The 22,876-nt window shown below is 66.1% G+C and carries 22 protein-coding genes; 15 read left to right on the plus strand and 7 right to left on the minus strand.

Going from position 1 to position 22,876, the window contains the following annotated elements; genetic code table 11:
• Position 1 precedes the first annotated feature (1 nt).
• A complete protein-coding gene (locus AC13F7_RS12815; RefSeq protein ID WP_481470209.1) occupies positions 2-898 on the minus strand; it encodes a LysR family transcriptional regulator in 897 nt (298 codons plus the stop codon).
• A 106-nt stretch (positions 899-1,004) separates the two neighbouring features.
• Here AC13F7_RS12815 and AC13F7_RS12820 point away from each other — a divergent pair, with 106 nt between their 5' ends.
• The 4 genes from AC13F7_RS12820 (at position 1,005) to AC13F7_RS12835 (ending at position 6,713) form a co-directional block, all read left to right on the plus strand.
• Positions 1,005-2,360, plus strand: coding sequence for an MFS transporter (locus tag AC13F7_RS12820; protein WP_483000852.1), 1,356 nt, complete (start codon positions 1,005-1,007; stop codon positions 2,358-2,360).
• On the plus strand, positions 2,357-2,752 hold the full coding sequence (locus tag AC13F7_RS12825; RefSeq protein ID WP_483000856.1) for a hypothetical protein: 396 nt from the start codon (positions 2,357-2,359) through the stop codon (positions 2,750-2,752). Before AC13F7_RS12820 ends, AC13F7_RS12825 begins: the two co-directional genes overlap by 4 nt.
• A 99-nt stretch (positions 2,753-2,851) precedes the next feature.
• Positions 2,852-4,747: a CocE/NonD family hydrolase gene (locus AC13F7_RS12830; RefSeq protein WP_483000859.1), complete on the plus strand. Its 1,896-nt coding sequence runs from the start codon at positions 2,852-2,854 to the stop codon at positions 4,745-4,747.
• A gap of 94 nt (positions 4,748-4,841) precedes the next feature.
• Complete coding sequence (locus AC13F7_RS12835; protein WP_483000860.1) at positions 4,842-6,713, plus strand: hypothetical protein; 1,872 nt, start codon at positions 4,842-4,844, stop codon at positions 6,711-6,713.
• 11 nt (positions 6,714-6,724) lie between these two features.
• Here the strand turns inward: AC13F7_RS12835 and AC13F7_RS12840 are convergent, their stop codons facing one another.
• Complete coding sequence (locus AC13F7_RS12840; protein ID WP_483000861.1) at positions 6,725-7,819, minus strand: alkene reductase; 1,095 nt, start codon at positions 7,817-7,819, stop codon at positions 6,725-6,727.
• A gap of 207 nt (positions 7,820-8,026) precedes the next feature.
• Between AC13F7_RS12840 and AC13F7_RS12845 the strand changes: the two genes are divergently transcribed.
• From AC13F7_RS12845 to lldD, 4 genes are all read left to right on the plus strand, one after another.
• Entirely contained in the window at positions 8,027-8,785 is a 759-nt protein-coding gene (locus AC13F7_RS12845) for an SDR family NAD(P)-dependent oxidoreductase (RefSeq protein WP_483000864.1), read from the plus strand.
• A 99-nt stretch (positions 8,786-8,884) separates the two neighbouring features.
• Positions 8,885-9,346, plus strand: coding sequence for an MgtC/SapB family protein (locus AC13F7_RS12850; RefSeq protein WP_346470917.1), 462 nt, complete (start codon positions 8,885-8,887; stop codon positions 9,344-9,346).
• Positions 9,343-9,774, plus strand: coding sequence for a VOC family protein (locus AC13F7_RS12855; protein WP_481470202.1), 432 nt, complete (start codon positions 9,343-9,345; stop codon positions 9,772-9,774). Before AC13F7_RS12850 ends, AC13F7_RS12855 begins: the two co-directional genes overlap by 4 nt.
• Positions 9,775-9,872: 98 nt before the next feature.
• Positions 9,873-11,072: an FMN-dependent L-lactate dehydrogenase LldD gene (gene lldD, locus AC13F7_RS12860; protein WP_483000869.1), complete on the plus strand. Its 1,200-nt coding sequence runs from the start codon at positions 9,873-9,875 to the stop codon at positions 11,070-11,072.
• 39 nt (positions 11,073-11,111) lie between these two features.
• On the opposite strand, the gene AC13F7_RS12865 is transcribed toward lldD, so the two are convergent.
• Positions 11,112-11,417 carry a hypothetical protein gene (locus AC13F7_RS12865; RefSeq protein ID WP_481470200.1) on the minus strand — a complete coding sequence of 102 codons (306 nt, stop codon included), beginning with the start codon at positions 11,415-11,417 and terminating at the stop codon, positions 11,112-11,114.
• Positions 11,418-11,589: 172 nt separating this feature from the next.
• On the opposite strand from AC13F7_RS12865, the gene AC13F7_RS12870 reads away from it, so the two are divergent.
• The 4 genes from AC13F7_RS12870 to AC13F7_RS12885 all read left to right on the plus strand — a co-directional run bounded on the left by AC13F7_RS12870 (position 11,590) and on the right by AC13F7_RS12885 (position 14,538).
• On the plus strand, positions 11,590-12,084 hold the full coding sequence (locus AC13F7_RS12870; RefSeq protein ID WP_483000872.1) for a DUF1543 domain-containing protein: 495 nt from the start codon (positions 11,590-11,592) through the stop codon (positions 12,082-12,084).
• Between the two features lie 100 nt (positions 12,085-12,184).
• Positions 12,185-12,811 carry a decarboxylase gene (locus AC13F7_RS12875; RefSeq protein WP_483000876.1) on the plus strand — a complete coding sequence of 209 codons (627 nt, stop codon included), beginning with the start codon at positions 12,185-12,187 and terminating at the stop codon, positions 12,809-12,811.
• 90 nt (positions 12,812-12,901) lie between these two features.
• The gene (locus AC13F7_RS12880; RefSeq protein WP_483001055.1) at positions 12,902-13,687 is read left to right on the plus strand and encodes a CDP-diacylglycerol diphosphatase; all 786 of its coding nucleotides are present in this window, start codon (positions 12,902-12,904) and stop codon (positions 13,685-13,687) included.
• Between the two features lie 83 nt (positions 13,688-13,770).
• The gene (locus AC13F7_RS12885; protein ID WP_481470197.1) at positions 13,771-14,538 is read left to right on the plus strand and encodes a SapC family protein; all 768 of its coding nucleotides are present in this window, start codon (positions 13,771-13,773) and stop codon (positions 14,536-14,538) included.
• Positions 14,539-14,612: 74 nt separating this feature from the next.
• Here AC13F7_RS12885 and AC13F7_RS12890 read toward each other — a convergent pair whose 3' ends face one another.
• Complete coding sequence (locus AC13F7_RS12890) at positions 14,613-15,329, minus strand: MgtC/SapB family protein (protein ID WP_483000879.1); 717 nt, start codon at positions 15,327-15,329, stop codon at positions 14,613-14,615.
• 163 nt (positions 15,330-15,492) lie between these two features.
• Here AC13F7_RS12890 and AC13F7_RS12895 point away from each other — a divergent pair, with 163 nt between their 5' ends.
• The 3 genes from AC13F7_RS12895 to AC13F7_RS12905 all read left to right on the plus strand — a co-directional run bounded on the left by AC13F7_RS12895 (position 15,493) and on the right by AC13F7_RS12905 (position 19,353).
• Positions 15,493-18,216 (plus strand): TonB-dependent receptor plug domain-containing protein, encoded by a 2,724-nt coding sequence (locus AC13F7_RS12895; protein ID WP_483000884.1) that lies wholly within the window; start codon positions 15,493-15,495, stop codon positions 18,214-18,216.
• Positions 18,217-18,322: 106 nt separating this feature from the next.
• Positions 18,323-18,790 carry a GNAT family N-acetyltransferase gene (locus AC13F7_RS12900; protein ID WP_483000888.1) on the plus strand — a complete coding sequence of 156 codons (468 nt, stop codon included), beginning with the start codon at positions 18,323-18,325 and terminating at the stop codon, positions 18,788-18,790.
• A gap of 149 nt (positions 18,791-18,939) precedes the next feature.
• Positions 18,940-19,353, plus strand: a complete 414-nt coding sequence (locus AC13F7_RS12905) for a hypothetical protein (protein WP_483000892.1) — start codon at positions 18,940-18,942, stop codon at positions 19,351-19,353.
• Between the two features lie 91 nt (positions 19,354-19,444).
• Here AC13F7_RS12905 and AC13F7_RS12910 read toward each other — a convergent pair whose 3' ends face one another.
• The 3 genes from AC13F7_RS12910 to AC13F7_RS12920 all read right to left on the minus strand — a co-directional run bounded on the left by AC13F7_RS12910 (position 19,445) and on the right by AC13F7_RS12920 (position 22,826).
• Complete coding sequence (locus AC13F7_RS12910; RefSeq protein ID WP_483000896.1) at positions 19,445-20,164, minus strand: DUF2968 domain-containing protein; 720 nt, start codon at positions 20,162-20,164, stop codon at positions 19,445-19,447.
• Positions 20,165-20,257: 93 nt separating this feature from the next.
• The gene (locus AC13F7_RS12915) at positions 20,258-22,429 is read right to left on the minus strand and encodes a TadG family pilus assembly protein (protein WP_483000898.1); all 2,172 of its coding nucleotides are present in this window, start codon (positions 22,427-22,429) and stop codon (positions 20,258-20,260) included.
• Positions 22,430-22,442: 13 nt separating this feature from the next.
• The gene (locus AC13F7_RS12920) at positions 22,443-22,826 is read right to left on the minus strand and encodes a DUF3613 domain-containing protein (RefSeq protein WP_483000900.1); all 384 of its coding nucleotides are present in this window, start codon (positions 22,824-22,826) and stop codon (positions 22,443-22,445) included.
• Between the last annotated feature and the right edge of the window lie 50 nt (positions 22,827-22,876).

The following is a 22,876-nucleotide window of genomic DNA, read 5'->3' on the forward strand; positions in this document are numbered from 1 at the left end:
GTTACCCCGGCAGGTGCTCGCGCAGGTGCGCCAGCAGCAGCCGGACCCGGCGCGAGGGCTGGGCGGTGTTGGGAAACACCGCATAGACGCCCTGGCGCGGAAAACGATGACGGCGCAGGATCGGCAGCAGCCGGCCCTGCGCCAGATCGTCATCGATCAACCACTGCGGCAACACGGTCGCGCCGGCCCCGGCCAGCGCGAAGGCACGCAGGGTGGAGGCGTTATCGACCGTAACCACCGCATGGGCGGGGTTGCAGGCAAATACCTGGTCGCTGCCATCGGGCGCCACCAGCGGTAGATCCGCCAGGCGCGGATACCCCAATCGTGGCAGCATGCGGACCCAGTCCGGGTCATCGCGCGCGGCATCATCCGGCAACGTGGACAACAACGACGGCGCGGCGACCGCGCACAGCGCGTGTTCGTCCAGCAGGGTCGCGCGCAGCTGCGAGTCCTGCAGCCGCCCCAACCGGATCGCCAGATCGAACCGCTCGGGAATCAGGTCCGCCGGCGCCGGTGAGGTGGACAGGTGCAGGCGCAGCTCAGGATGCAGGGCGCGGAACGACTCCAACACCGGCACGACCCGTGCGATCGCATATTCCGGCGTGGTGGTCAGCCGCAGCGTGCCACGCAGCTGCAGCTGTTCGCTGCGGGCCTCCTCGATCGCCAGCTCGGCAGTCGCCAGCAGGGCGGTGCAGTGCTGGTAGAAGCGTTCGCCGGCCTCGGTCAGTGCCAGGCTGCGGGTATTGCGCACCAGCAGGGTCACGCCCAGTTCCTGCTCCAGTCGCTTGAGGTTGAAGCTCACCACGGCCCGGCTCTGGCCAAGGCGCTGCGCGGCCGCGGTCAGGCTGCCGGCATCGACAATCGTTTTGAAGGTCTCGAAGCGGTCCAGGCTGACCATGGCGACGTTTTTACTGTCAAAAATGGTTTGACAGTCTTGCATCCGGTTGCCCGTTTATCCAGCCGCCGCCAACGCGCATGCTGCCGCCTCGCAATCGGAGCACCGCATGACATACCGGGCCAGGGTGGAAACGCTGTACCTGCTGGGATTCTCGCTGGACCTGGTGAACATGTTCATCGGTACCGTCGCATATCCGGCCATCGCCGCCGACCTGCAGGCCTCCGTGCCGCAGCTGGCGTGGATCGGCAACGCCTACATGCTCGGCCTGACCGTGGTGATTCCACTGGGCAGTTGGCTGGCCGCGCGCCTTGGCGAGCGCCGGGTGCTGTGCCTCTCGCTGGCCCTGTTTACCGTAGGCGCCGTGCTGGCGGGCACCGCGCCGAGCATCGGGTGGCTGATCGCGTGGCGCCTGCTGCAGGGGCTGGGCGGTGGGCTGTTGATTCCGGTGGGGCAGGCGATGGCCTACCGCGAATGCCCACCGGCCGATCGTGGGCGCCTGACCGCCCGCATCATGGCGGTCGCACTGCTGGTGCCGGCGCTGTCACCCACGCTGGGCGGCCTGCTGGTGGAGTGGGGCTCGTGGCGGGGCGTGCTGCTGGTCAGTGTGCCGCTGGCCGTAGTGGCCCTGGTGCTGGCGGCCTGCTGGGTCCGTCCGGGTGCGCCGCTGTCCGCGCCAGCGCTGGACCGGCGCGGGCTGCTGCTGGGCTCGACGGGGCTGAGCGTGCTGCTGGTCGCGCTGAGCCTGATCGCCGAACCGGGCCAGCGGCGCGTGGGCGCTGGGCTGCTGGTTGCCGCCGCCGTGGTGCTGTTTCTCTACGCCCGCAGTGCGCATCGAACCGATCAGCCGGTGCTCCACTGGTCGCTGCTGCGACATGCCTCGCTGCGGCTGGCGATGCTGGTCTATCTACTGGTGCCGGGCACCTTCATCGGCACGCAACTGGTGGCGACGCTGATGCTGCATCGGCAGGGTTACGGCGCCGCTGCCATTGGTGGCTTCATGTTGCCGTGGGCGATCGCCTCGGCCTGCGCGATCGCCACCACCAGGCACTGGCTGCCACGCATCGGGGCGCGCCCGCTGTTGAGCGTCGGCATGGGATGCCAGGCCGTCGGGATCGTGCTGCTGATCGGCGTGCAGGCCGGTCAGCCCTGGCTGCCCGTGCTGGCCTTCGGGCTGATGGGGCTGGGCGGGAGCCTGTGCAGCAGCAGCGCGCAGACGCTCGCCTTCCAAGGGCTGGCGGACGCGGAGCTGCTGCCGGGCAGCGCGCTGTGGAATCTCAACCGCCAGCTCAGTTTCTGCCTGGCCGCCGCACTGCTGGCCTGCGTCCTGGCGCTGCTCTCCGCCGTCCTGCCGGCACAGGCATTCACGCTCACCCTGATGCTGGCGGCCGGTATGAGCCTGCTGCCGACCCTGTTGTTGTGGCGCCTGTCGGCGTCCTCCCTTTCCCTGAGAACCTCCCCATGAATGACACGCTTGCCTTCAACGAGATCCATGACCTGCATGTGCTGATCGAAGACTGGTTCACCGGGCGCTCGCCACTGGCTGCGCTGGACACACTGCTGGCCCGTTTCAGCGAGGACTTCAGCATGGTCGGGATTCGTGGCGTCCGCCTGGACAAGCCGGCGCTGGCAAGCTTCTTCGGATCGGCCCATGGCAGCCGGCCAGGCCTGCAGATCACCGTCGGTGCCTTGCAGTATCTGCCGTTGGGTGCCAACGCCTGCGCGGTGCGCTATCGCGAGGATCAGATCGGCGCGGATGCCACCGGCAATCGACGTGAGGCCTTGGCGGTTCTCGTGAGCCGCCCGGACGGCACGCTGCGCTGGCAGGCTTTGCATGAAACGGCGGTTGGCGGCTGAATGCGCCAAGCGGCCCGACAACACGCCGATCGGCATCTACCGGCGCAGGCCGCGCGGCGCTAGGCTGCGGAGGTTGCCATCACTGCCGGGAGAGCCCCCATGCGTGTGCGTGTAGTGCCAGTTGCGCTGTTGAGTCTGATGGTGGCGGCCAGTGTGTCGGCGCAGACCTCGCCGATGACCCCGGATATTCCGGCCAAGGGGTTCGTGACGCCCACGGCGCAGGACAACTACGACAAGCGCGTGGTGATGGTGCCGATGCGTGACGGAACGAAACTCTACACGGTGATCGTGGTGCCCAAGGGCGCCAGGCACGCGCCGATCCTGCTGACCCGCACGCCGTACGATGCCGCCAACCGCGCCAAACGCATGGATTCGCCGAACATGCGCGACATCCTGCCGCAGGGCGATGAGGTGTTCGTTGATGGCGGTTACATCCGGGTGTTCCAGGACATCCGCGGCAAATACGGCTCCGAGGGCGATTACGTGATGACCCGGCCGCTGCGTGGGCCGCTCAACACCACGAAGGTGGACCACGCAACCGACGCGTGGGACACCATCGATTGGCTGGTCAAGCACGTGCCCGAGAGCAATGGCAAGGTCGGCATGCTGGGCTCGTCGTATGAGGGCTTCACCGTGGTGATGGCGCTGACCAACCCGCACCCGGCATTGAAGGTGGCTGCGCCGCAGAGCCCGATGATCGATGGCTGGATGGGTGATGATTGGCTCAACTACGGCGCGTTCCGGCAAGTCAATTTCGGCTACTTCACCGGGCAGCTGGCCAAGCGTGGCAAAGGCCCATCCATTCCCAGCGTGGGCTACGACGACTACACCACCTTCCTGCGCGCCGGCTCGGCCGGGGACTACGCCAAGGCCAATGGGTTGGACCAGTTGCCGTGGTGGCACAAACTGATCGAGCACCCCAGCTACGACACGTTCTGGCAGGAACAGGCGCTGGACGCGCGCATGGCCAAGACCGAGCTGAAGGTGCCCACGATGTGGCTGCAGGGCCTGTGGGACCAAGAAGACATGTGGGGTGCGGTGCACAGCTATGCGGCGATGGAGCCGCGTGACACCAGCAACACGCTGAATTATCTGGTGATGGGGCCGTGGCGGCACAGCCAGGTCAACTATGACGGCAGCAGCCTGGGCGCCTTGAAGTTCGACGGGGACACCGCGCTGCAGTTCCGCCGCGATGTGCTCAAGCCGTTCTTCGATCAGTACCTGGTGGATGGCGCGCCCAAGGCGCAGACACCGCCGGTGCTGATCTACAACACCGGCGAGAACCACTGGGACAGGCTGCAGCAGTGGCCGCGCAGCGTGGCGCAGTCCAAGCCGCTGTACCTGCGGGCGGGCGGCAAGCTGTCCTTCGAGGCACCGCAGGCCGGTGAAGCGACCTTTGAGGCCTATGTGTCCGATCCGGCCAAGCCGGTGCCGTTCGTGCCGCGCCCGGTGCGCTTCGCCGACCGCGATATGTGGACGAGCTGGTTGGTGAAGGATCAGCGCTTCGTGGACGGTCGCCCGGACGTGCTGACCTTCGTCAGCGAACCATTGACCGAGCCGTTGCGGATCGGCGGTGCGCCGCAGGTGAATCTGCAGGCAGCCACGAGTGGCAGTGACAGCGACTGGGTGGTGAAGCTGATCGACGTGTATCCGGACCAGATGCCGTCGACGCCGGAGATGGGCGGCTATGAGCTGTCGGTCTCGATGGCGATCTTCCGTGGCCGGTACCGGGAGAGCTTCAGCGACCCGAAGGCGATCGCAAGCAACCAGGTGCTGGACTACACGTTCGGTCTACCAACGGCGAACCATGTGTTCCAGCCGGGCCATCGGGTGATGGTGCAGGTGCAGTCGAGCCTGTTCCCGCTGTACGACCGCAATCCGCAGACGTTCGTGCCGAACATCTATCTTGCCAAGCCGGGCGATTACCAGAAGGCGACGCAGCAGATCTGGCACGCGCCGCAGCAGGCCAGTTTCATTTCGTTGCCGGTGTACTGAGTCCAGGAGTATCGCGCGCACGGATGGTGCCAGATGCATTGCATCGCCAAGGGACAGGCGCTAGCGTGCAGCTCCACTTTGCATGATGCGACCGATGAAAAGGATGTTCGTGGCAGGCGCGCTGATGTCGCTGGCAGGCGGCGCGCCCGCGCAGTCGTTCACCGTGCTGGGCAATAGTTTCGGCGCCGAGGCGCTGGTGTCCCTCGATGGCCGCCTGCTGGTGCCGCCCAATGGCGCGCGCATGCATCGGCTGTCCGCCGACCGCTGGATGCGCGCACAGGGCCCCACCACGCCGCAGCAGTGGTACGACGATGCAGGACGCCTGCTGCGTGAGGACCGCGGTTACACCGAGTACCACGAACGGTTCGTGCTGCGGCAGGCCGTCTCCGGTGATCCGCTGTGGGAGGCGTTCATCCAGGCCGATGGTGAGGCGGCCGGTGGCCGGGGCGTGGTGGATGCGCTGGGTCAGGTTCGCTTTCCAGCGCTGAAGGATGGCGAATGGGTGCCGTTGGCGGTACCCGATCGCGTGCTGTGGAACGCCCGCAGTGGTCCGCTGCGCTTCCATGACCTGCACGGGCGGGCGGTCATGGAGCTGGACGAGCGGCAGGTCCAATGGGTGGCTGGGCCGTTCGCCGGCCGCCACGTGTATGTCGCGTGCAGTGTCCAGGTACCTGAGCACTGCGACGTGCGGGATGAATCCGGTACGACGCTGTTTTCCGATGACATCGACGCACTGCTGCCGGTCACCGACGGTGGCTGGTGGCTGCGCAAGGGCGAGCTGTGGCGGCGGGTGGATGCACAGGGCAGGGCGACGGACATCGCCCGCTACCAGCAGGATGGTCTGTATCCCCGCTACCGACAGTACGGCGGTAGCGCAGGCCGGCGCGACTGGCCCGAGCAGGTCTATCGGCACGCCACCGGCAGCGCCGAGGACACGCCCGAGCCCGGCTGGCTGATGGCCGACGGACACTTTGCCGCACAGCACGGCAACGTGCGCCTGGACTACTGTGGTGGCCGCTGGCAGGTACTGGACAAGGCGGGTGCCATTCCGCCCACCGCCGCCCCCGCGGCGCTGGCAGTCGTGCTCGACGAACCCGATGCCCAACAGCGACAGGCACCGCCGTGGCGCGTCCGGCATGCCACCGATACAGATACCGCTGCGGTACTGGACTGCTACGGCGAGGTGGTGTTCGCGCCGCCGAACGTGGACAGCTTCGATTCGGTTGCCGGCGGGTTGCTGGGCACGCTCGTCGGCGAATCCTCGCCCCGCCTGTGGTGGGATGGACGCACGGCCTTCACGGTACCTGCCGACATGGCCATCGACGATGACCACGTCAGCCCCCCGTTGTTGTTGCTCCGGGAGCAGGCCGCCGGCGTCAACCACCTGTACAACCTCGAGCGTGGCCGCATCGTGGGGCGTCCCTTCGAAGGTGTGGTGCGCATGGACGGGGGCCGGGTGGTATTCCGCCGGGACGGAAAACTGGGAATGATGCTGGCCGATGGCAGCGAACCGGCGCCGCCAGAGAGCTTCGATATCCTGCCCTGGGGCACGGACCGCACCTGGACGCGCCGCCATCTGGACGGGGGCGATGAGGCGCTGACCCTGCTGGACGAGAACCACCAGGTACTGCTGCGACGACGTCTGCTGTTCAGTGGTGTGGAACTGCAGTCCACCTGGCAGGGGGATGTGGAACGGCAGCCGCTGACGCTGGTGAATCTCGGCACGATGCGTTTTGCCGATGGCGAGTACTTCGTCCAGCAATGGCTGGATCGCGACGGACAGGTGCTGCTCAGTGATATCAGCTGCCCGGCACCCGGCGATGGTCCGCCTTCAAAGGGAAAGGGCGTCCTGCTCGGACGCGGGTGGCGCGTGGACAGTGTGCCCACGCGCCCCTGCAAGTTACCTGCAGCGCTGCTGCCGGTGCTGGCCGGCGGCGATGTGACCGATGCGATGCGCGACCGGTAGCAGCACGCGGATCAGCCTGAAACGCTGGGGTAGTCGGTGTAGCCCTGCGCACCGCCGCCATACAGCGTGTCCTGGTCCAGCTCGGACAGCGCCACGCCGAGACGGAAACGCTCGACCAGATCCGGGTTGGCGATGAAGGGGCGACCGAACGCGACCATATCGGCATAGCCGGACGCCACGGCCGCTTCCGCGCGTGCCTGGTCATAGCCGTTGTTGGCGATCCAGGCACCGGTGAACTTGGCGCGCAGCGCGGCATAGTCGAAGGCGATGTTGTCGCGTGGACCACCGGTCGCGCCTTCGATCACGTGGATGAAGGCCAGCGGACCGATGGCATCCAGGCGCTCGACCGCCAGTTCGAACAATGGCTGCGGGTTGGAATCGGCGGCATCGTTGGCCGGCGTCACCGGTGACAGGCGCACGCCGGTACGTTCGGCGCCGATTTCAGAGACGATCGCGCGGACCACTTCATCGAGCAGGCGGGTGCGGTTCTCGATGCTGCCACCGTATTCGTCGGTGCGCTGGTTGCTGCCATCGCGCAGGAACTGATCGATCAGGTAGCCGTTGGCGGCATGCACTTCCACGCCGTCAAAGCCGGCGGTGATCGCGTTGCGCGCGGCCTGGCGGAAGTCCTGGATCAGGCCGGGAATCTCATCCAGGCGCAGGGCGCGGGGCTCGGAAACCTCTTCAAAGCCCTTGGCGGTGAACGTTTTGGTGTTGGCACGCAGTGCACTCGGTGCTACCGGAACCTCGCCCTCGGGCAGCAGGCTGGTGTGCGAGATACGGCCAACATGCCACAGCTGCAGCACGATCTTTCCGCCGCGCGCGTGGACGGCATCGGTGACTTTTTTCCAGGCATCGATCTGCGTCTGGCTGTAGATGCCGGGCGTGTCGAGATAGCCCTGGCCCATCGGGCTGATCTGGGTGGCCTCGGCGATGATCAACCCAGCACTGGCGCGCTGCTCGTAGTACTGGATCGCAAGGGGATTGGGAATGCGGTCGTGGATCGCGCGGTTGCGGGTCAGCGGTGCCATCGCAACGCGGTTGGCGACCTCGATGGCCCCCAGACGGGTGGGGGAGAACAACTGGCCGTCACTGGACTCTGTCATGGGCTTACCTTGGGGGAGGGGGACCGCCATCGGCGGATGAAACAGGTATGTGGGCATACGACCCCGAGCATAGGCCCAGGTGCGTTGCAGCGATGGGAAGGATTGTTGCGGAGCCTGCTGTGCACGTTCTGTAACGCTTTCGCGGCGTATGGTCGAGGCATGGGCAGGCACTGCCCGCAGCCTTATTCCAACCCGAGGAACAACGCGATGATTGATTATCAACTCAAGGGCAAGGTCGCCATCGTCACCGGCGGCGTCTCCGGTATCGGCCTGGCCGTGGCTGAATTGCTGGCCGATTCCGGCGCCGCGGTCGCGGTATGGGATCTCAAGGCCGATGCCGTCGAGAAGACTGCCGAAGCGCTGCGCAGGAAAGGCGCGAAGTCGATCGGCATCGCGTTGAACGTCACCGACGAGAACGCCGTTGAAGCGGCCGTGAAGCAGACCGTCGAGGAACTCGGTGGGCTGGATATCGCAGTGAACAACGCGGGTATCGGCGGGCCGTCGGCGGCCAGCGGTGACTACCCGGTGGATGGCTGGAAGAACGTCATCGACGTCAATCTCAACAGCGTGTTCCTGTGCCAGCGGGCGCAGATCCAGGCGATGCGCAGCTCGGGTAATGGTGGCAGCATCATCAACATGGCCTCCATCCTCGGCCAGGTCGGGTTCAACAATTCAGCAGCCTATGTCGCAGCCAAGCATGGCGTGGTCGGCCTGACCCAGACGGCCGCGTGGGAACACGCGGCGGACAAGATCCGTATCAACGCGGTCGGCCCGGGCTTCATCGCCACGCCGTTGCTGGACAAGATGGACCCGAAGGTGAAGCAGGCGCTGGAAAGCAAGCATGCGCTGGGGCGTCTCGGCAAGCCGGAAGAAGTTGCCGCGCTGGTAGCCTGGCTGGCCAGTGCCGATGCCGGCTTTGCGACGGGCACGTACTACGCGATCGATGGCGGTTATCTGGCGCAGTAGGCCCTGCGACGGCAGGCTCACCAAGGCCTGCCGTTTGCTTCACGGTGCTCAGACGCCCCTGTCTGCGACGCTCCGTCCATTGCCGGATGAGAGACGCAGATGGGACTGGAACAAGATCTATCGATCCTGCTGCGGATAGCCGTGGCGATGCTGCTGGGGGCCACGCTCGGCATCGAGCGCGAGATGGGCAAGCATGCGGCTGGCCTGCGCACGCACATGCTGATCGCAGGCGCGGCCGCGTTGATTGTCGGGCTCGGTGACAGCATCGCCGAACACTTCCAGGAAGAGCGTTACCGCGACCTGCTGCAGGTCGATCCGGTGCGACTGATCGAAGCGGTAGTGGCCTGCGTTGGCTTCGTCGCCGCCGGCACGATCCTGCGGGGCTCGCGCGATGATCAGGTCAGCGGACTGACCACTGCCAGCTCGCTGATCATGGCCGCTGCCATCGGCATCGCGGTCGGCATCGGTGAGTACGTGATCGCCATCGGCGTAAGTGTGTTGTGCCTGATCGTGCTGGTGGTGTTCAGCCGTATCGCCAAAAAACTGGAGTCCTCGTCATGAGCAGCGAACGTCCCTTCCAGATCCAACGCATCGACCATGTGGTGCTGCGGGTGCAGGATCTTCCGCGTGCGGTGCGCTTCTACCGCGACGTTCTCGGTTGCACGGTCGCCCGTGAGCGTCCCTCGTTGGGCATGGTGCATCTGCATGCAGGCGAATCGATGATCGACCTTGTCAGCGTGGACGGCCCCCTGGGCGTCAAAGGCGGTGCGGCGCCGGGACGCGAAGGACGCAACCTCGATCATCTGTGCCTGCGCGTGGAGCCCTTCGATGAGGCAGACGTGCGCGCGCATCTGGAGGGGCAGCAGCTCACGCTGGAAGGGAAGGCCGAGCGCAATTACGGCGCGGAAGGCGATGGGCTGTCGCTGCGCCTGCGTGACCCCGACGGCAACCTGGTGGAACTGAAGGGTCGCTCCAGCGACTGCGGCTGATAGCCCGCAGAGCTGCCGGAAAGGCGCTCGACCAATGGTCTAGTTGGCATGCTCTGCATTCTGCGGTTCACTGGAGGCTGTTCCAGCGCAGATGACCCATGATCATTTCCGCCTCCACCGATTACCGTGCAGCGGCACAATGCCGTCTGCCGCCGTTCCTGTTCCATTACATCGATGGCGGCGCATACGCCGAGCACACCCTGAAGCGCAACGTCGCCGACCTGTCGGACATCGCGCTGCGCCAGCGCATCCTGCGCAACATGTCCGACCTGAGCCTGGAGACAGAGCTGTTCGGGGAACGCCTGGCGATGCCGGTGGCACTGGCGCCGGTCGGGCTGACCGGGATGTACGCGCGCCGCGGTGAAGTGCAGGCGGCGCGGGCAGCGGCGAGTCGGGGGATTCCATTCACGCTGTCTACCGTGTCGGTCTGTCCGATCGAGGAAGTGGCTCCGGCGATTGATCGGCCGATGTGGTTCCAGCTGTATGTGCTCAAGGATCGCGGCTTCATGCGCAATGCGCTGGAGCGGGCCAAGGCGGCCGGGGTGACCACGTTGGTGTTCACCGTGGACATGCCCACGCCGGGCGCGCGCTATCGTGACGCGCACTCGGGTATGAGCGGCCCGAATGCACCGGCGCGGCGCATGCTGCAGGCGGTGACGCACCCGCGCTGGGCGTGGGACGTCGGCCTGTTCGGGCGCCCGCACGACCTGGGCAACATCTCCACTTACCGCGGCAGCCCGACCGGCCTGGCCGACTACATCGGCTGGCTGGGCGCCAACTTCGATCCGTCCATTTCGTGGAAAGACCTGGAGTGGATCCGTGAGTTCTGGACCGGCCCGATGGTGATCAAGGGCATCCTTGACCCGGAGGATGCGCGAGATGCGGTCCGCTTCGGGGCCGACGGCATCGTGGTCTCCAACCATGGCGGGCGCCAGCTCGACGGTGTGCTGTCCACCGCGCGGGCGCTGCCGGCGATTGCCGACGCGGTCAAGGGCGAGCTGAAGATCCTGGCCGACTCCGGCATCCGCAACGGCCTGGATGTGGTCCGCATGATTGCCCTGGGCGCGGACAGCGTGCTGCTGGGGCGTGCGTTCGTGTATGCGCTCGCTGCGCAGGGCGAGGCCGGCGTCGCCAATCTGCTGGACCTGATGGCCAAGGAAATGCGCGTGGCGATGACGCTTACCGGCGCCAAGACCATCGCCGATATCGGTGCCGATTCGCTGGTGGACGCCACCCAACGGCGCCAACCACCGGCAGAGCCACCCCATGGGTGGCTGCACGAAAACCCTGCCATCTAGTGGCCAAGCCACCCGTGGGGTGGCTCAACCTGCGTGGAATCACTCGCAGCGGACGGCGGTGATCACGTTGTCCTTGTCGATGAACACCCGCAGGCGGTCCTGGCGCAGGTCACGGGTGGTGATCGTGGCCGGGCCGATCGGATTGATCAGGCCGGCGCCGCTCTGCACCAGCAGCTTGCGCATGTTGGCTTCGTCGGCCTTCTGGCCCACGGCCCAGCCCAGCGCGTCGGCCTTGCACAGGCCCGGCCCCTTGATTTCCGGCCCCGGCGTGCTGACGCAGGCGGTCAGTGACAGGGTGCCTGCGAACATGATCGCGGCGAGGGGATAACGGGAAAGGGATGCCATCGGGTCGCTCCTGCGGGGTCAGGCGCCGACCATACCACCGCGGCGCGCATGGACGTGTGGTGGCTACCGCGCGACTATTCGACGCAGCGTGGACTGCGCGCGGGGCCAGGACGCCGCCGGCCTGGCGTTACACTGGAGACCCGCTCAACATCGGTCATGCCGGGAGTCGCAGGTGCTGCACGTGTTCATGCTTGGTGGGCGGCACGCCCGGGCCCGGATCGAGGTCCACGATGTGGCGTTCGCCAACGTCGATGTCATCGAGGACGCCTACCCGCAGCTGCGCCAGGACTGGTTCGGCGAGCGCAAAGGGTTGCATGTCGATGGCTGGCTCGCCGTGGATGGAGTGGAGGAGTACCGGGTTCGCTTCGCCGATGTGGCTCCGGCTGCCGGTGGGCCGCGGCTGTATTTTCTCAATCTCGGTGGGTATGCCGCCGGCGCGTTGGGCGAGGCGCATGACTACCAGCTGCTGGTCGCCACCAGTGTCGAAGAGGCCAAGCGCAAAGCCAAGGCGCTGCGCGATGCCAGCTGGTTCAAGCCGCATACCGATGCGCTGCTGGAAGTGGATGACTGCATCGCCATCGATCAGGTCGGCGGCCGCCACGTGCAGCTCGAACGCGGGGACCACCAGGGCATCACCCTGGTCAGTGACTACATCGTGATCGGCTGAGCGGCACCGATTGCCCGTCGGCCTGTCGCTGGCGCATAGTGTCGCGGTCTTGTGAGGTCCGGCGATATCGCCGCGACAGGTCAACCAACGGAAACAGAGCATGCAGAGCAGGAAGATCACGGCCGCCTTGATCGTGACGGTGGGAATGGCCTTGGCAGGCAGCGTGATGGCCGCCGAGCCGGAAGCGCCGGTGTTTGGCGGCTGGCGCAACCTGCATTCGGCCAATGGGGCGGCGCCCGTGCTGGAGGATCTGCCGTTCGCGATCCTGCCGCGGGACGTCGCCAAGGGCAGCCGCTTTGCGGTCCTGGACCGCGAGAACAAGCAGGCGGTGTGCTGCCTGGTCGTGGACAGCGAACGGCTCGATGCGATCGCGCTGGAAACCCGCTACCGCCTGCCCGGCGTCTGGATCGCCGATCTGCTCGGCAACGAAGACTTCAACCAGCGTCATGGCGACCGCCACGTGTTCGCGATGAAGCGCGAGGATGCTCTGGTGGATCACGTCTTCTCCGATGCCGGGGGTGCCTACAGCGACCTGGGCGGGCTGCTGCTGCCGGCCGGTGCCGCGCTGGAAGAGGGCGGCAGCGTCAAGCTCGGTGCAACCAGCTACCGCCTGCAGACCCAGTCGCAGCGGTTCGCCGATGACAACGGTGCGCTGGATCGCTACACCCTGCAGCCGCCGGCGCCCGCCTCGCCGGTGGTGGTCGAGGTGCCCTACAGCACGTACTGACACGAAAGCGACAGAACCGGCACGGTACAATCGCGATCGCCCGCCGCCCGTACCTGGCCGGGCCTGCACCCTTGTACGAGCCTGTCCGTGATCGCCCGATTGTCCTTGTTCTGTGCGCTGCTGCTGTTGACCGCCTGCGCCACGCCGGTACTGCCGCCGGCCAAGCCCACCGCCAACCCGGATGCCCTGTGGAGCATCATCCAGCGCGACTGCGCCGGTGATGGCGCACCCCGTGGCAGCTGCCTTGCGGTGTCCGCCGACGCGCATCGGCGCGATGTGCTGCTCAAGGATTCGCACGGCCACTTCCAGTTCCTGGTGCTGCCGCTGGACCGGGTCTCGGGCATTGAAAGCCCGACGTTGCTGAGGGCTGATGCGCCGAACTATTTCGCTGCCGCCTGGGCCGCCCGCAGCCACACCGAGCGGGCGCTGGGCCGGCCATTACCGCGTGACGTGGCCAGCCTGGCCCTGAACTCACCGCACGGACGTTCCCAGCACCAGCTGCACATCCACGTGGATTGCCTGCGCGCTGATGTCATGACGCAGCTGCACCGGCTGCAGCCTGCCATCGGTACCGCTTGGCAGCCGCTGCCGGAGCCGCTGCGTGGGCATGCGTATCTCGCCCGCGGGCTGCCGGGGGCCCAACTGACGGCCAACCCGGTCCGTTTGCTTGCCGACTATCTGGAAGACCCCACCGATCTCGGTAACTGGTCGCTGGTGGTGGCCGGCAAGACTGATGTCGCCGGCGCCCCGGGTTTCGTGTTGCTGGCCACGCGGTTGGATCTGGAGGCCGGCAACAAGGCCAGCGGCGAGGAACTGCAGGACCACGCCTGCGCAGCCCTCACCGGGGCGGCAGGCCCGCTGGATGGCGTGCTGTGAGGCCCGGCACGCTATAGTGCTAATTCAATGCAATTCCCGCTTTCGCGCCCGGGCTGACTGGCGCGTCGTATTCGACTTATTCCATGACTGCTGAAACCACGACTCCGCCCACCGCTGCGCCGTCCCAGGCCACCGGTCCGCTGTTTTACCAACAGGCTGTGCCGCTGCGTTCGGACGAGCACGCCAACTGGCGCCTGCTGCCTGACACCGCGAATTTCGCGGCTGACACCAACGCGATCCCCGCGGTGATCGGCGAGTTCGGCTCGCTGGCGCAGCACTACCCGATCATCTTCACCGGTCAGGATGCGATGCCGCTGGTGGCCGTGGGCCTGTCCCATCGCAATCTGTTCGTCGCCGATGGCGTATGGGATGAGCAGAGCTACGTACCGGCGTACGTGCGCCGCTATCCGTTCGTGTTCATGCAGGCCGGTGAGCCGGACAACTACGTCCTCGCCGTGGATGCGGCCGCCAAGCAGGTCAACCAGGGCGACAGCGAAGAAGGCCTGCCGCTGTTCCAGGATGGCAAGGCGACCGAACTGGTCGACAACGCGATGCGTTTCTGCGGCGATTACACCCGCGAGCACGAACATACCCGTCGCTTCTCGGCCGCCCTGATCGAGAACGATCTGCTCATCGACCGTAATATTGATGTCACCCTGGCCGATGGTCGGAAAATGTCGGTCAACGGTTTCCAGGTGGTGGATGTGGAGAAGTTCGCCGCGTTGCCGGACGAGACCGTGGTGGCGTGGCACCGCAGCGGCTGGCTGGCCCTGGTGCATCACCACCTGAGCTCGCTGGCGCGCTTCAGCGCGCTGGTGAACCGGCAGAGCCAGGTGCCTGCCGAGGCCTGAGGCCCGGCACGCAGGCAGCAACCGGAACGGCGGCCACAGGGCCGCCGTTTTTCATTGTTCGGGAACCGCCGCGATCAGTCGCGGGTACTGACTTCCCAGTTGGCGTGCACCACACCCGGCTGACGTTGCAACCGCGCGACCACGGTATCGAGCTCATCGGCGCTGACGGCGGTGCTGACCAGGATCGCGACCAGCTCCACCGGGCCGTCGCCGTGCTCGATCACCTGCACATCGCTGACCGGATACTGTGCGGCCTCCAGCGCGTCGACGAGGCGTTCGCGTGCCAGGGGCGTGGCGGCAGGGTCCACGCTCAGGCGCACCTCGTAGGTGGCTTCAGAGGCGGCCTCATTGATCGGGATGCGGTTGATCGCGTTGACCAAGTGCCGCAGCAGGGTGTTGCCGGCGATGATCAACACCGTCAGCAGCGCGCCTTCGGCCAGCATGTCCGCACCGGTGCATGCACCGACCGCCGCCGAACACCACAGCGTCGCGGCGGTGTTGAGGCCGCGCACGTTCATGCCTTCCTTCATGATCACGCCCGCGCCCAGGAAGCCGACACCGGACACCACGTAGGAAATCACCCGTACCGCCTCGACACTGCCGGCGATGCGCATGCCCAGATCCACGAAGGCCGCCGCGCCGACCGCCACCAGCACATTGGTGCGCAGCCCAGCGGTGCGCTGACGGTACTGGCGCTCGGCACCGATCAGTGTGCCCAGCACGAAGGCGGCCACCAGGCTGACCACGGTGTCCAGGAAGGGGTACAACTGGAAGGTCTGGATGAAGCGCATGCGGAGTCCTTGCAGGGCAGGGCTTAGGCAAATTCCCGATAAGCATATCCCGGCCGGTCATTTCCCCCTTCGCTGCCTGTTCAGCAAAATCCCGGCCCTCTCTCCACCACGATCCGGCGCGGGCCTTCCCGCGCTGGCGCGTTCTTATTTACCGGAATTCTGCATGTCTGTGCTGTATCGCCCGCTGCGTCGGCGGGCCTTGGTGTTGTCGTTGTTGCCCCTGCTTGGCGCAAGTTCACTGGTGCATGCGGCCGATCCGCCCACCCAGCTCGATGCGGTCACGGTCACCGGTTCGCGCATCCCCCGCGCCAGTGTGGAAGGCCCCTCTCCGGTGACCGTAATCACCCAGGAGCAGATCGAGGCGCAGGGCTACCGCAGTGCCTTCGAAGCGCTCAGCGCGCTGACCGAGAACACCGGCAACGTGCAGGGCGAGGATTTCGGCAATACCTTCACCCCGGCCGCCAACACCATCAATCTGCGCGGCCTTGGCCCCAATCGCACCCTGGTGCTGGTCAACGGTCGCCGTCAGTCCGATTACCCGCTGGCCTACGAAGGCTCGGTCAATGTGGTCAACCTGGCCAACATTCCCAGCGCGCTGATCGACCGTATCGAAGTGCTGGCCGGGGGTGCCTCGGCGGTGTACGGCTCCGATGCAATCGCCGGTGTGGTCAACATCATCCTGAAGAAGACCTATGACGGTGTCGGCATCAATGTGCGCGCCGGCACCACCGAACAGGGCGGCGGTGACAACCAGCGCCTGCAGGCGGTCGGCGGCGGCTCGGGTGAGCAGTGGGACGCGATCTTCGGCCTGGAGATCGCCAACCGCAAGGCGATCTACGGCTCGCAGCGCGATTTCATGGACTCGCTGACCGATGACCCGCGTGGCGTCACGCCGCTGGCGACGGCGGTGGCGTATCGCCGCAACGCCTCCACCAACAACTATATCGATCCCGGTGCCGACGGCTGCGATACCTCCAGCGCGCTCTACGGCGGCAGCGTGTTCCGCGCACAGAATCCGCGCCAGGGCTGGTACTGCGGCAGCAATGAAGCCTCGCCCACGTTCTGGACCGTGCAGACCGAGAAGCGCAACATCGATGCCTACAGTGCAGTGACCTGGCGTCTGAATGATCGCCAGGAACTGTTCGCCGATGCGGCCATCGGCACCGCGCGCATCTACAACAATACCCGTGCACCGAGCTGGACGTCTTCGCGCAACTACTTCTACAACCAGAACAGCGGTCAGCTGGAAAGCTGGTACCGGCGTTTCGCACCGGAGGAGATCGGCGGCGTGCAGCGCAATGCCAATCGATTCCTGGAGCAGTCTTGGTCGTTCAACGTGGGCGCACGCGGCAGCATCGGCAGTTCGGACTGGGACTACGAAGCGGCCTACAGCCGTTCGCGCTATGAGAACAGGACGCAGCGCCCGGGCCTGCTGGTCGACGTCAATACGTACCTGCTCGGCCCGCAGCTGGGCACCCGCGATGGCGTGGAGGTGTATGCGCCGGATCCGTCGCGCCTGTACCAGCCGCTGACCCCGGGCGAGTATGAAGGCCTGTCGGGCCGGTATGAGAGCCGCAACGCCGCGTGGCTGCAGACGGCCAGCGTCAGCGTCAACGGCCAGCTGTTTGATCTGCCCGGTGGCCGTGCCGCGCTGGCAGCGGTCGTTGAAGCGGGCAGCCAGGGCTACCGCAACCGCCCGGACCCGGCCCTGGCGCAGGGCGTGTTCTGGAACCTCAACGCGGGCGTCCCCGCCGGTGGCGAGCGTGACCGGTATGCGGCTGGTGTGGAACTGCAGCTGCCGTTGCTGGAGCGCTTGACCGCCACGGTGGCCGGTCGTTATGACCAGTACCGTGCGGCCGGTGATCACCTGGGCAAGGCGACCTGGAGCACCGGCCTGGAGTTCCGTCCGTTCGATACGCTGCTGCTGCGCGCCAGTGCGGCCACCAGTTTCCGCGCGCCGGACATGAACTATGTATTCGCAACCGAAACGCGGGGTTACAACCCCGGCATGACCGACTACTGGCGCTGTCGCAGCGCCGGCCAAGCATATGACGACTGCGATTTCAGCGGATTGGCGATCGACTACACCAGTGGCGCCAACCCGCAGCTGCAGCCGGAAACCGCCAAATCGTATGGACTGGGGTTTGTGTGGTCGCCGTCGGACAATCTGGACTTCACCGCGGATTACTACGACATCCGCATCGACGACGAGGTCACCAACCTCGATGCCGCCCGCATCCTCCAGGATGAAGCGGACTGCCGCCTTGGGCAGACCATGGGCGGCGACGCACGCGATATCGGCTCGGCACAATGCCAGGACGCGCTGCGCCGGGTGATCCGCAACCCGGCCGATGCCGCCGTGCAGCCCAACCAGGTGGTGCGCGTGCTGATCAACCCGATTAATGCCGCCTCCGAAACCGTGCGCGGTATCGACCTGAAGTCGACGGTGCGCTGGGATGCGGGCCGTTACGGTCGCTTCTCCGCCCGCATGGCGTACTCGCTGGTGATCGATCACCGCTACCGCCAGTTCGCCGGCGATGACGTGCAGGACCAGCGTAACTCGCTGGATTCCTACCAGTGGCGCAGCAAGGTCAACGGCAGCGTGACCTGGGCGATCAACGACTGGACCGCCACGCTGTACGGCATGCGCTACGGCTCGCTGCCCAAGACCGACGGCAGCGGCCGCATCGCGCCGTACATGACCTACAACGCCAGTCTCTACCGCAAGCTCAGCGACAACGCCACGCTGGGCCTGATCGTCAACAACCTGCGCGACAGCCGCCCACCGGCAGACAAGAACGGTGGTGGTTGGCCGTTCTACCCGGTCGGCAACTACGATCCTTACGGCCGTCAGCTATGGCTGGAGTTTGATTACCGCTTCCTGTAATCCGCTCGCGGGCCCGGCAATGCCGGGCCCGCTGCGTTTGGGTTTTCAATGCAGGCGACGGCATACTGCGCGCTGCCGAGCATTCGGTGATTGCAAGGATGTACGTATGACCGATCTGATTCACTATCGCCGCGCGCTGCCGGATGATGCCGCTGCCTGGATCGATCTCCGTGGCCGCACCCGCGAGAACGCTTTTTCCGCGGCCGATCTCGCCGAACTCGGCATTACCGAAGACAGCTGGGCGGCGGGCATCCGTGACGACGCACTGCCGGGGCATATCGCGCTGGCGGGTGAGCGTATGGTCGGCTACTGCTTCGGCGATCGCGAGGGCGGCGAGATCGTGGTGCTCGCATTGCTCCCGGCGTATGAAGGGCAGGGCATCGGGCGGTGCTTGCTGGATCTGTCCATCACCGATCTGGTGAAGGCGGGGCATTCGCGGTTGATTCTGGGGTGTGCGGCCGATCCGGCGGTGCGCTCGCATGGGTTCTATCGCTACCTGGGCTGGCGACCGACCGGCGAGATCGATGCGCTGGGCGATGAGGTGCTGGAACTGCACGTGGGCGCGACGCCGTAACATTTGCGTAGGGCGTGGCAGTGATTCCGTGTCGGAATCCTGCGCATCGCACCACTTGCGTGCGGCCGGTCACGGCGATGAGTCACGGTGCGAGGACATGCTGCAGCTCTCCTGGATGGAGCTGAGCCATGCCTGTGTGGATGTTCGCCATGATGATGGGCGCCGTAGTGAACGTGCCTGCGCCGCGGCAAGTGCATACCTGTGTCGTGGATGGTGCTCGTCAGTACCAGTCCTTGCCCTGCACAGGCCGGACCGAACGCATCCGCGAGATGCCACCGGTCACCGACACCTGGGCCAATGAGCTGTACATCGAATCGCTTCGTCAGTCGCTCAAGGACAAACACGGCGAAAAATCGACGCCGGTGCGCCCGCGTCGATCGCAGCGGCCCGGCCTGCGGCAGCTGCCTGCCATCCGGGGTGCGGTCATCTCCGTGCATGCCGATCCGGTCCGTTGCGCCGCCGCGCGCCGTCAGCGCGAGGCGACGTACCGCAAGGCAGGCGACCGGCCGAGCCTGGCGCTGAGCCGGAAGATGGACGACCTGGTGCACGATGCCTGCCGCTGAGGTTCATTCATGGTGAACGATCGCTGCCCTCGGTCGCGCTCCATCGGCGCCGTCCGTCACCTGCCCTGCCAAGGCAGGGCGCTGCCCGCCGTTACGGTGTGCCGGGATTGCCCTGCGACGCCGGCTGCTGCGTGGCCGCCTCGGCCGAAGGCAGCGACATGGCCGGGTTCAGCTGCTGGGCCTGCAGGGTCTGAATACGCTGATTGAGCGCGTCCAGTTCGCTGTGGCTGCTGCGCAGGTCCGTGCTCAGGCTGACCGCCTGCTGCTTGGCCTGTTCCAGTGCGGCACTGACCTGCAGCGACTGCTGGCGCTGCAGATCCGCTTCCTGCTGCAGGCTGCGCAGGCGCTGTTCGTTGTAGGCGACCAGGTTTTCCGTATAGCGCTTGCCGGCCTGCAGGCGGGTGGTATCGATATACACCTGGGCCAGCTGTTCGGTCTGCTCCACAAACGTGCGGTAGACCTTCTCCGCGTTGTCCACCGAATCGGTCTTGATCACGCGCCAGAAGTCTTTGTCGTGGAACAGCGCCACGTAGTAATTGAGCGTGCTGGTATTGAACAGCAGGCTGGCACCGTAACTGCCGTTATAGGTGGTCCGCAGCTCGGTCAGCTGTTTGGAATCCACCAGCTGGCGCAGTTCGTCCACGGTATTGCGCACCACCGGTGCCTGGCGCGCGTCAGCATCCAACGCCGGCTCGGCACGCGGCGTGCGTGCGGCCATTGCCTGCGGCACAAGGCTCAACGACAGCAGCAATACGATCCCACCGGTCAGCGTGTGCGTGACGATGGAACCAACCCCTTTTCTCTCTCGCATATTCAGGCCATCCACAAGTGGATTATCAGTGAAGTAATGTCCCCAGCCGGAGTCTAGCATGCACTTTCCTTCGGCCTGCATTCCACGGCAGCGTCAATAAACCAACTGTGCCGGCGTGCATTGAATCGATTGCATGTGCACGTCGGTCCGCCCCAGCTCTACGCCGAGTATCTGCCCGAGGGTCTGGGAGAGGAGGGTGCCGACGCCATTGAGCAGTGGCTTGAGCGTTTCCAGTACCGGTGTCAGGGCCAGGCACAGCAGGCCGCTGCAGCGGACCTGGTCGGTGCCGGGCTCGGCCACACCGCTGCCCCCGCCCACATCCTGCAGGCCACCGGGCCGGGTCTGCAGGTACGAGGTCAGGTTGGATTTGACGCAGTTGTTGTAGTTGAGCAGGGTACTGAGCAGGCTGTTGCAGCGGTTGATCAGCAGTCCGCCGAGAATCGGGCCAAGCACGCCGCTGAGTCCGCCCATGCCTTCCCCCGTGACCGTGGCGTTGTAACCGACCCAGACCGAACCCGGCTTGAAGCAGGTCTCCAGATTCAGAAGGCCGCACGGATAGGGCACGCCGTTGGGTACTTCCCAGTCACCCAGCGCACCGATGCCGCGGGCCGGATCGCCATGGCGCAGCAGCTCGATGGTTTTCTTTGCGTCGTAGAACCCGTTACCCGGATTGGCTGCCTTGAGATACTGATCCGCCAGCCGCGCGGCCGTGGCGGCATCATTACTGCCCTGTTTGCCCGGGGTGACCACATTGCTCAGCACGCGCAGCAGCTCGCTCACCAGCGCGGACACCGCCGCGCCTACCTGGGCCTGGTTGAAGCGGGTGGAGGCGGTCTCGCCCGCGGTCAGGGTGACACTCTCAGTGTGCGTCAACGTATCGAGCATGATCTTGTCGGTCACCAGCGGGGCGCCGAGCAGGGTGAGCAGCTGTTCGTTCTGCAGCCCGGCATCGCAGACGTTGCGTTGGGAGAACTGATTCGCTTCGGCGACCTTGCCGACACATGCGCGCAGCAACGAGGACTGCACACGCACCGTCGCGGTGGGCGGGGTGGCGCCGCACTGCAGCGATTCCAGCGTGCCCATCGCGTTGGTCACGTCGGCATGGATCGGCAGATTGAGCCGGATGCCCAGACCGCTGAGGACCGGGCCGAGCAGCGCCAGCCCGGCAGTATCGATGTTGATCTTCAGCCGGACCTGCGCGTTGTAGGCACGGGTGCCTACGCCGCCGATGGCAATGGACGGCGGCTCGATGATCGCCGCGCGGGTCTGTACCAGGCCCAGGATGTCGAGATTGTTCACTGCAACGCCGTTGCCGCCGCTGGCGATGCTGATGCCGGTGGTGATCAGGTCCAGCGCACTGACGTCGGCCTGCAGGGCGGGCGATGCAAGGCCCTCGGGGGCCACCACGCGCGCAAACAGGCCGCCCGCGCTGTCGGTGCTGCCGAGCTGCACGTTGAGCTGGTTGAGATCCATCCGCGCCGCGAGCGCAGTGCGCAACGCGGTCAGATCCACATGGGCGACGCCGCTGTTGGTCAGCACGGTGGCGGTGGCATCAAGCAGTTGCCCGAGCGAAACCCGGTTGGCGGCAAGCAGGGCATTGAACTCGGCGACGCCGATATCGGCCTTGACGGGAATGCCTAGTGCCTGCAGCAGACCGCCCGGAGTGACCTTTGCCTGCGCCAGTCCGTCGTAGCCGAGCAGGGTGGTCTGATCCAGGTTCACCCCGATCAGATTGAGCACGTTGCCCAGCGGCGTGCTGCCATTGACCCGCAGCAGCTGCGAGCCCACCGAGAACACGGCCATGGGGGGAGCGCGCGTCGCTACGGCCTGTGCGCGGAGCGTTGGCAGGCGGGTGTTCTGGCCGAAGAACGGCACGATCGAGCGGGTCGCCTCGACCTTGACCGCATTGAGCGGGTTGCCTGCATCCAGCGTCACGCTGAAATGATCAGGAGTGGTGTGCGCGGGATTCCAGTTGCCGCACTGGATCGCCAACGTGCCCGCAAAGCCATTGTCGCCCTCTGCGTTGCCGCGCGCGGCACGGTTGTCGCGGTTGTCTGCGGCGCACAGGTCCAACCGTTGGGCGCCGGCAAGTGCGGCAAGGTCCACGACCTTCTGTGCATCGCGCTTGGCCCAGTACAGATAACCCACTTCCACCAGGCCGAGCATGCCGACCAGCCCAAGCAGCAGCAGCATCATCGTCACCGACATCCCGCCGCGCAGCCGTTGCCGGGAGGTGCGTGGCACACGGACGCTGGACTGGTACATGGCCTCAACCTCCTTAGTTGGTCCCGCTGACATCCTTCTTCACGCTGGTTTTGAGGAACTCCGGGATCTCATGCTCGAAGCTCTTCAGGTAGCGCTGGTAGCTTGCGGCGGCCTGATCGCCCAGGATCGGAAGGCGCGGGCCGGCGTGTGTTCCTTGGGCCTGCATGCGCAGCAGATCGCGAGTGGTCTGGCCGATCTCGGTACGTGGCGGCGGTGACGGAGGCGTGTACCGCTCGACCGGCGCGCTCGCCGTGGGGAGCGGGGCAGCTCCTGCCGGCGGAGCCGCAGGGAGCGGTGCAGGGGCGGCCGGGGCGGCGTTGTGTCCCCCCAGCATCTGGCCCGTCAGCGGGGCCTGCTGCGCAGCCGCGAGCGCGGGCAGCACAGCGACCAGAAGCACCGCGGTCGTTCCAACGCGCCGCAACGGAGTACAAAGGCGTGGCAACCGGG

This window comes from Stenotrophomonas sp. K-6 (assembly GCF_056861555.1).

Excerpts from the sequence above, each read along its gene's own strand:
- AC13F7_RS12845 (WP_483000864.1), top strand. The coding sequence starts at position 8,027 with ATGATTGATTATCAACTCAAGGGCAAGGTCGCCATCGTCACCGGCGGC.
- AC13F7_RS12905 (WP_483000892.1), top strand. The coding sequence starts at position 18,940 with ATGATGATGGGCGCCGTAGTGAACGTGCCTGCGCCGCGGCAAGTGCAT.
- AC13F7_RS12855 (WP_481470202.1), top strand. The coding sequence starts at position 9,343 with ATGAGCAGCGAACGTCCCTTCCAGATCCAACGCATCGACCATGTGGTG.
- AC13F7_RS12915 (WP_483000898.1), bottom strand. The coding sequence starts at position 22,429 with ATGTACCAGTCCAGCGTCCGTGTGCCACGCACCTCCCGGCAACGGCTG.
- AC13F7_RS12840 (WP_483000861.1), bottom strand. The coding sequence starts at position 7,819 with ATGACAGAGTCCAGTGACGGCCAGTTGTTCTCCCCCACCCGTCTGGGG.
- AC13F7_RS12830 (WP_483000859.1), top strand. The coding sequence starts at position 2,852 with ATGCGTGTGCGTGTAGTGCCAGTTGCGCTGTTGAGTCTGATGGTGGCG.
- AC13F7_RS12835 (WP_483000860.1), top strand. The coding sequence starts at position 4,842 with ATGAAAAGGATGTTCGTGGCAGGCGCGCTGATGTCGCTGGCAGGCGGC.
- AC13F7_RS12820 (WP_483000852.1), top strand. The coding sequence starts at position 1,005 with ATGACATACCGGGCCAGGGTGGAAACGCTGTACCTGCTGGGATTCTCG.
- AC13F7_RS12850 (WP_346470917.1), top strand. The coding sequence starts at position 8,885 with ATGGGACTGGAACAAGATCTATCGATCCTGCTGCGGATAGCCGTGGCG.
- lldD (WP_483000869.1), top strand. The coding sequence starts at position 9,873 with ATGATCATTTCCGCCTCCACCGATTACCGTGCAGCGGCACAATGCCGT.
- AC13F7_RS12875 (WP_483000876.1), top strand. The coding sequence starts at position 12,185 with ATGCAGAGCAGGAAGATCACGGCCGCCTTGATCGTGACGGTGGGAATG.
- AC13F7_RS12900 (WP_483000888.1), top strand. The coding sequence starts at position 18,323 with ATGACCGATCTGATTCACTATCGCCGCGCGCTGCCGGATGATGCCGCT.
- AC13F7_RS12885 (WP_481470197.1), top strand. The coding sequence starts at position 13,771 with ATGACTGCTGAAACCACGACTCCGCCCACCGCTGCGCCGTCCCAGGCC.
- AC13F7_RS12910 (WP_483000896.1), bottom strand. The coding sequence starts at position 20,164 with ATGCGAGAGAGAAAAGGGGTTGGTTCCATCGTCACGCACACGCTGACC.
- AC13F7_RS12890 (WP_483000879.1), bottom strand. The coding sequence starts at position 15,329 with ATGCGCTTCATCCAGACCTTCCAGTTGTACCCCTTCCTGGACACCGTG.
- AC13F7_RS12865 (WP_481470200.1), bottom strand. The coding sequence starts at position 11,417 with ATGGCATCCCTTTCCCGTTATCCCCTCGCCGCGATCATGTTCGCAGGC.
- AC13F7_RS12895 (WP_483000884.1), top strand. The coding sequence starts at position 15,493 with ATGTCTGTGCTGTATCGCCCGCTGCGTCGGCGGGCCTTGGTGTTGTCG.
- AC13F7_RS12815 (WP_481470209.1), bottom strand. The coding sequence starts at position 898 with ATGGTCAGCCTGGACCGCTTCGAGACCTTCAAAACGATTGTCGATGCC.
- AC13F7_RS12825 (WP_483000856.1), top strand. The coding sequence starts at position 2,357 with ATGAATGACACGCTTGCCTTCAACGAGATCCATGACCTGCATGTGCTG.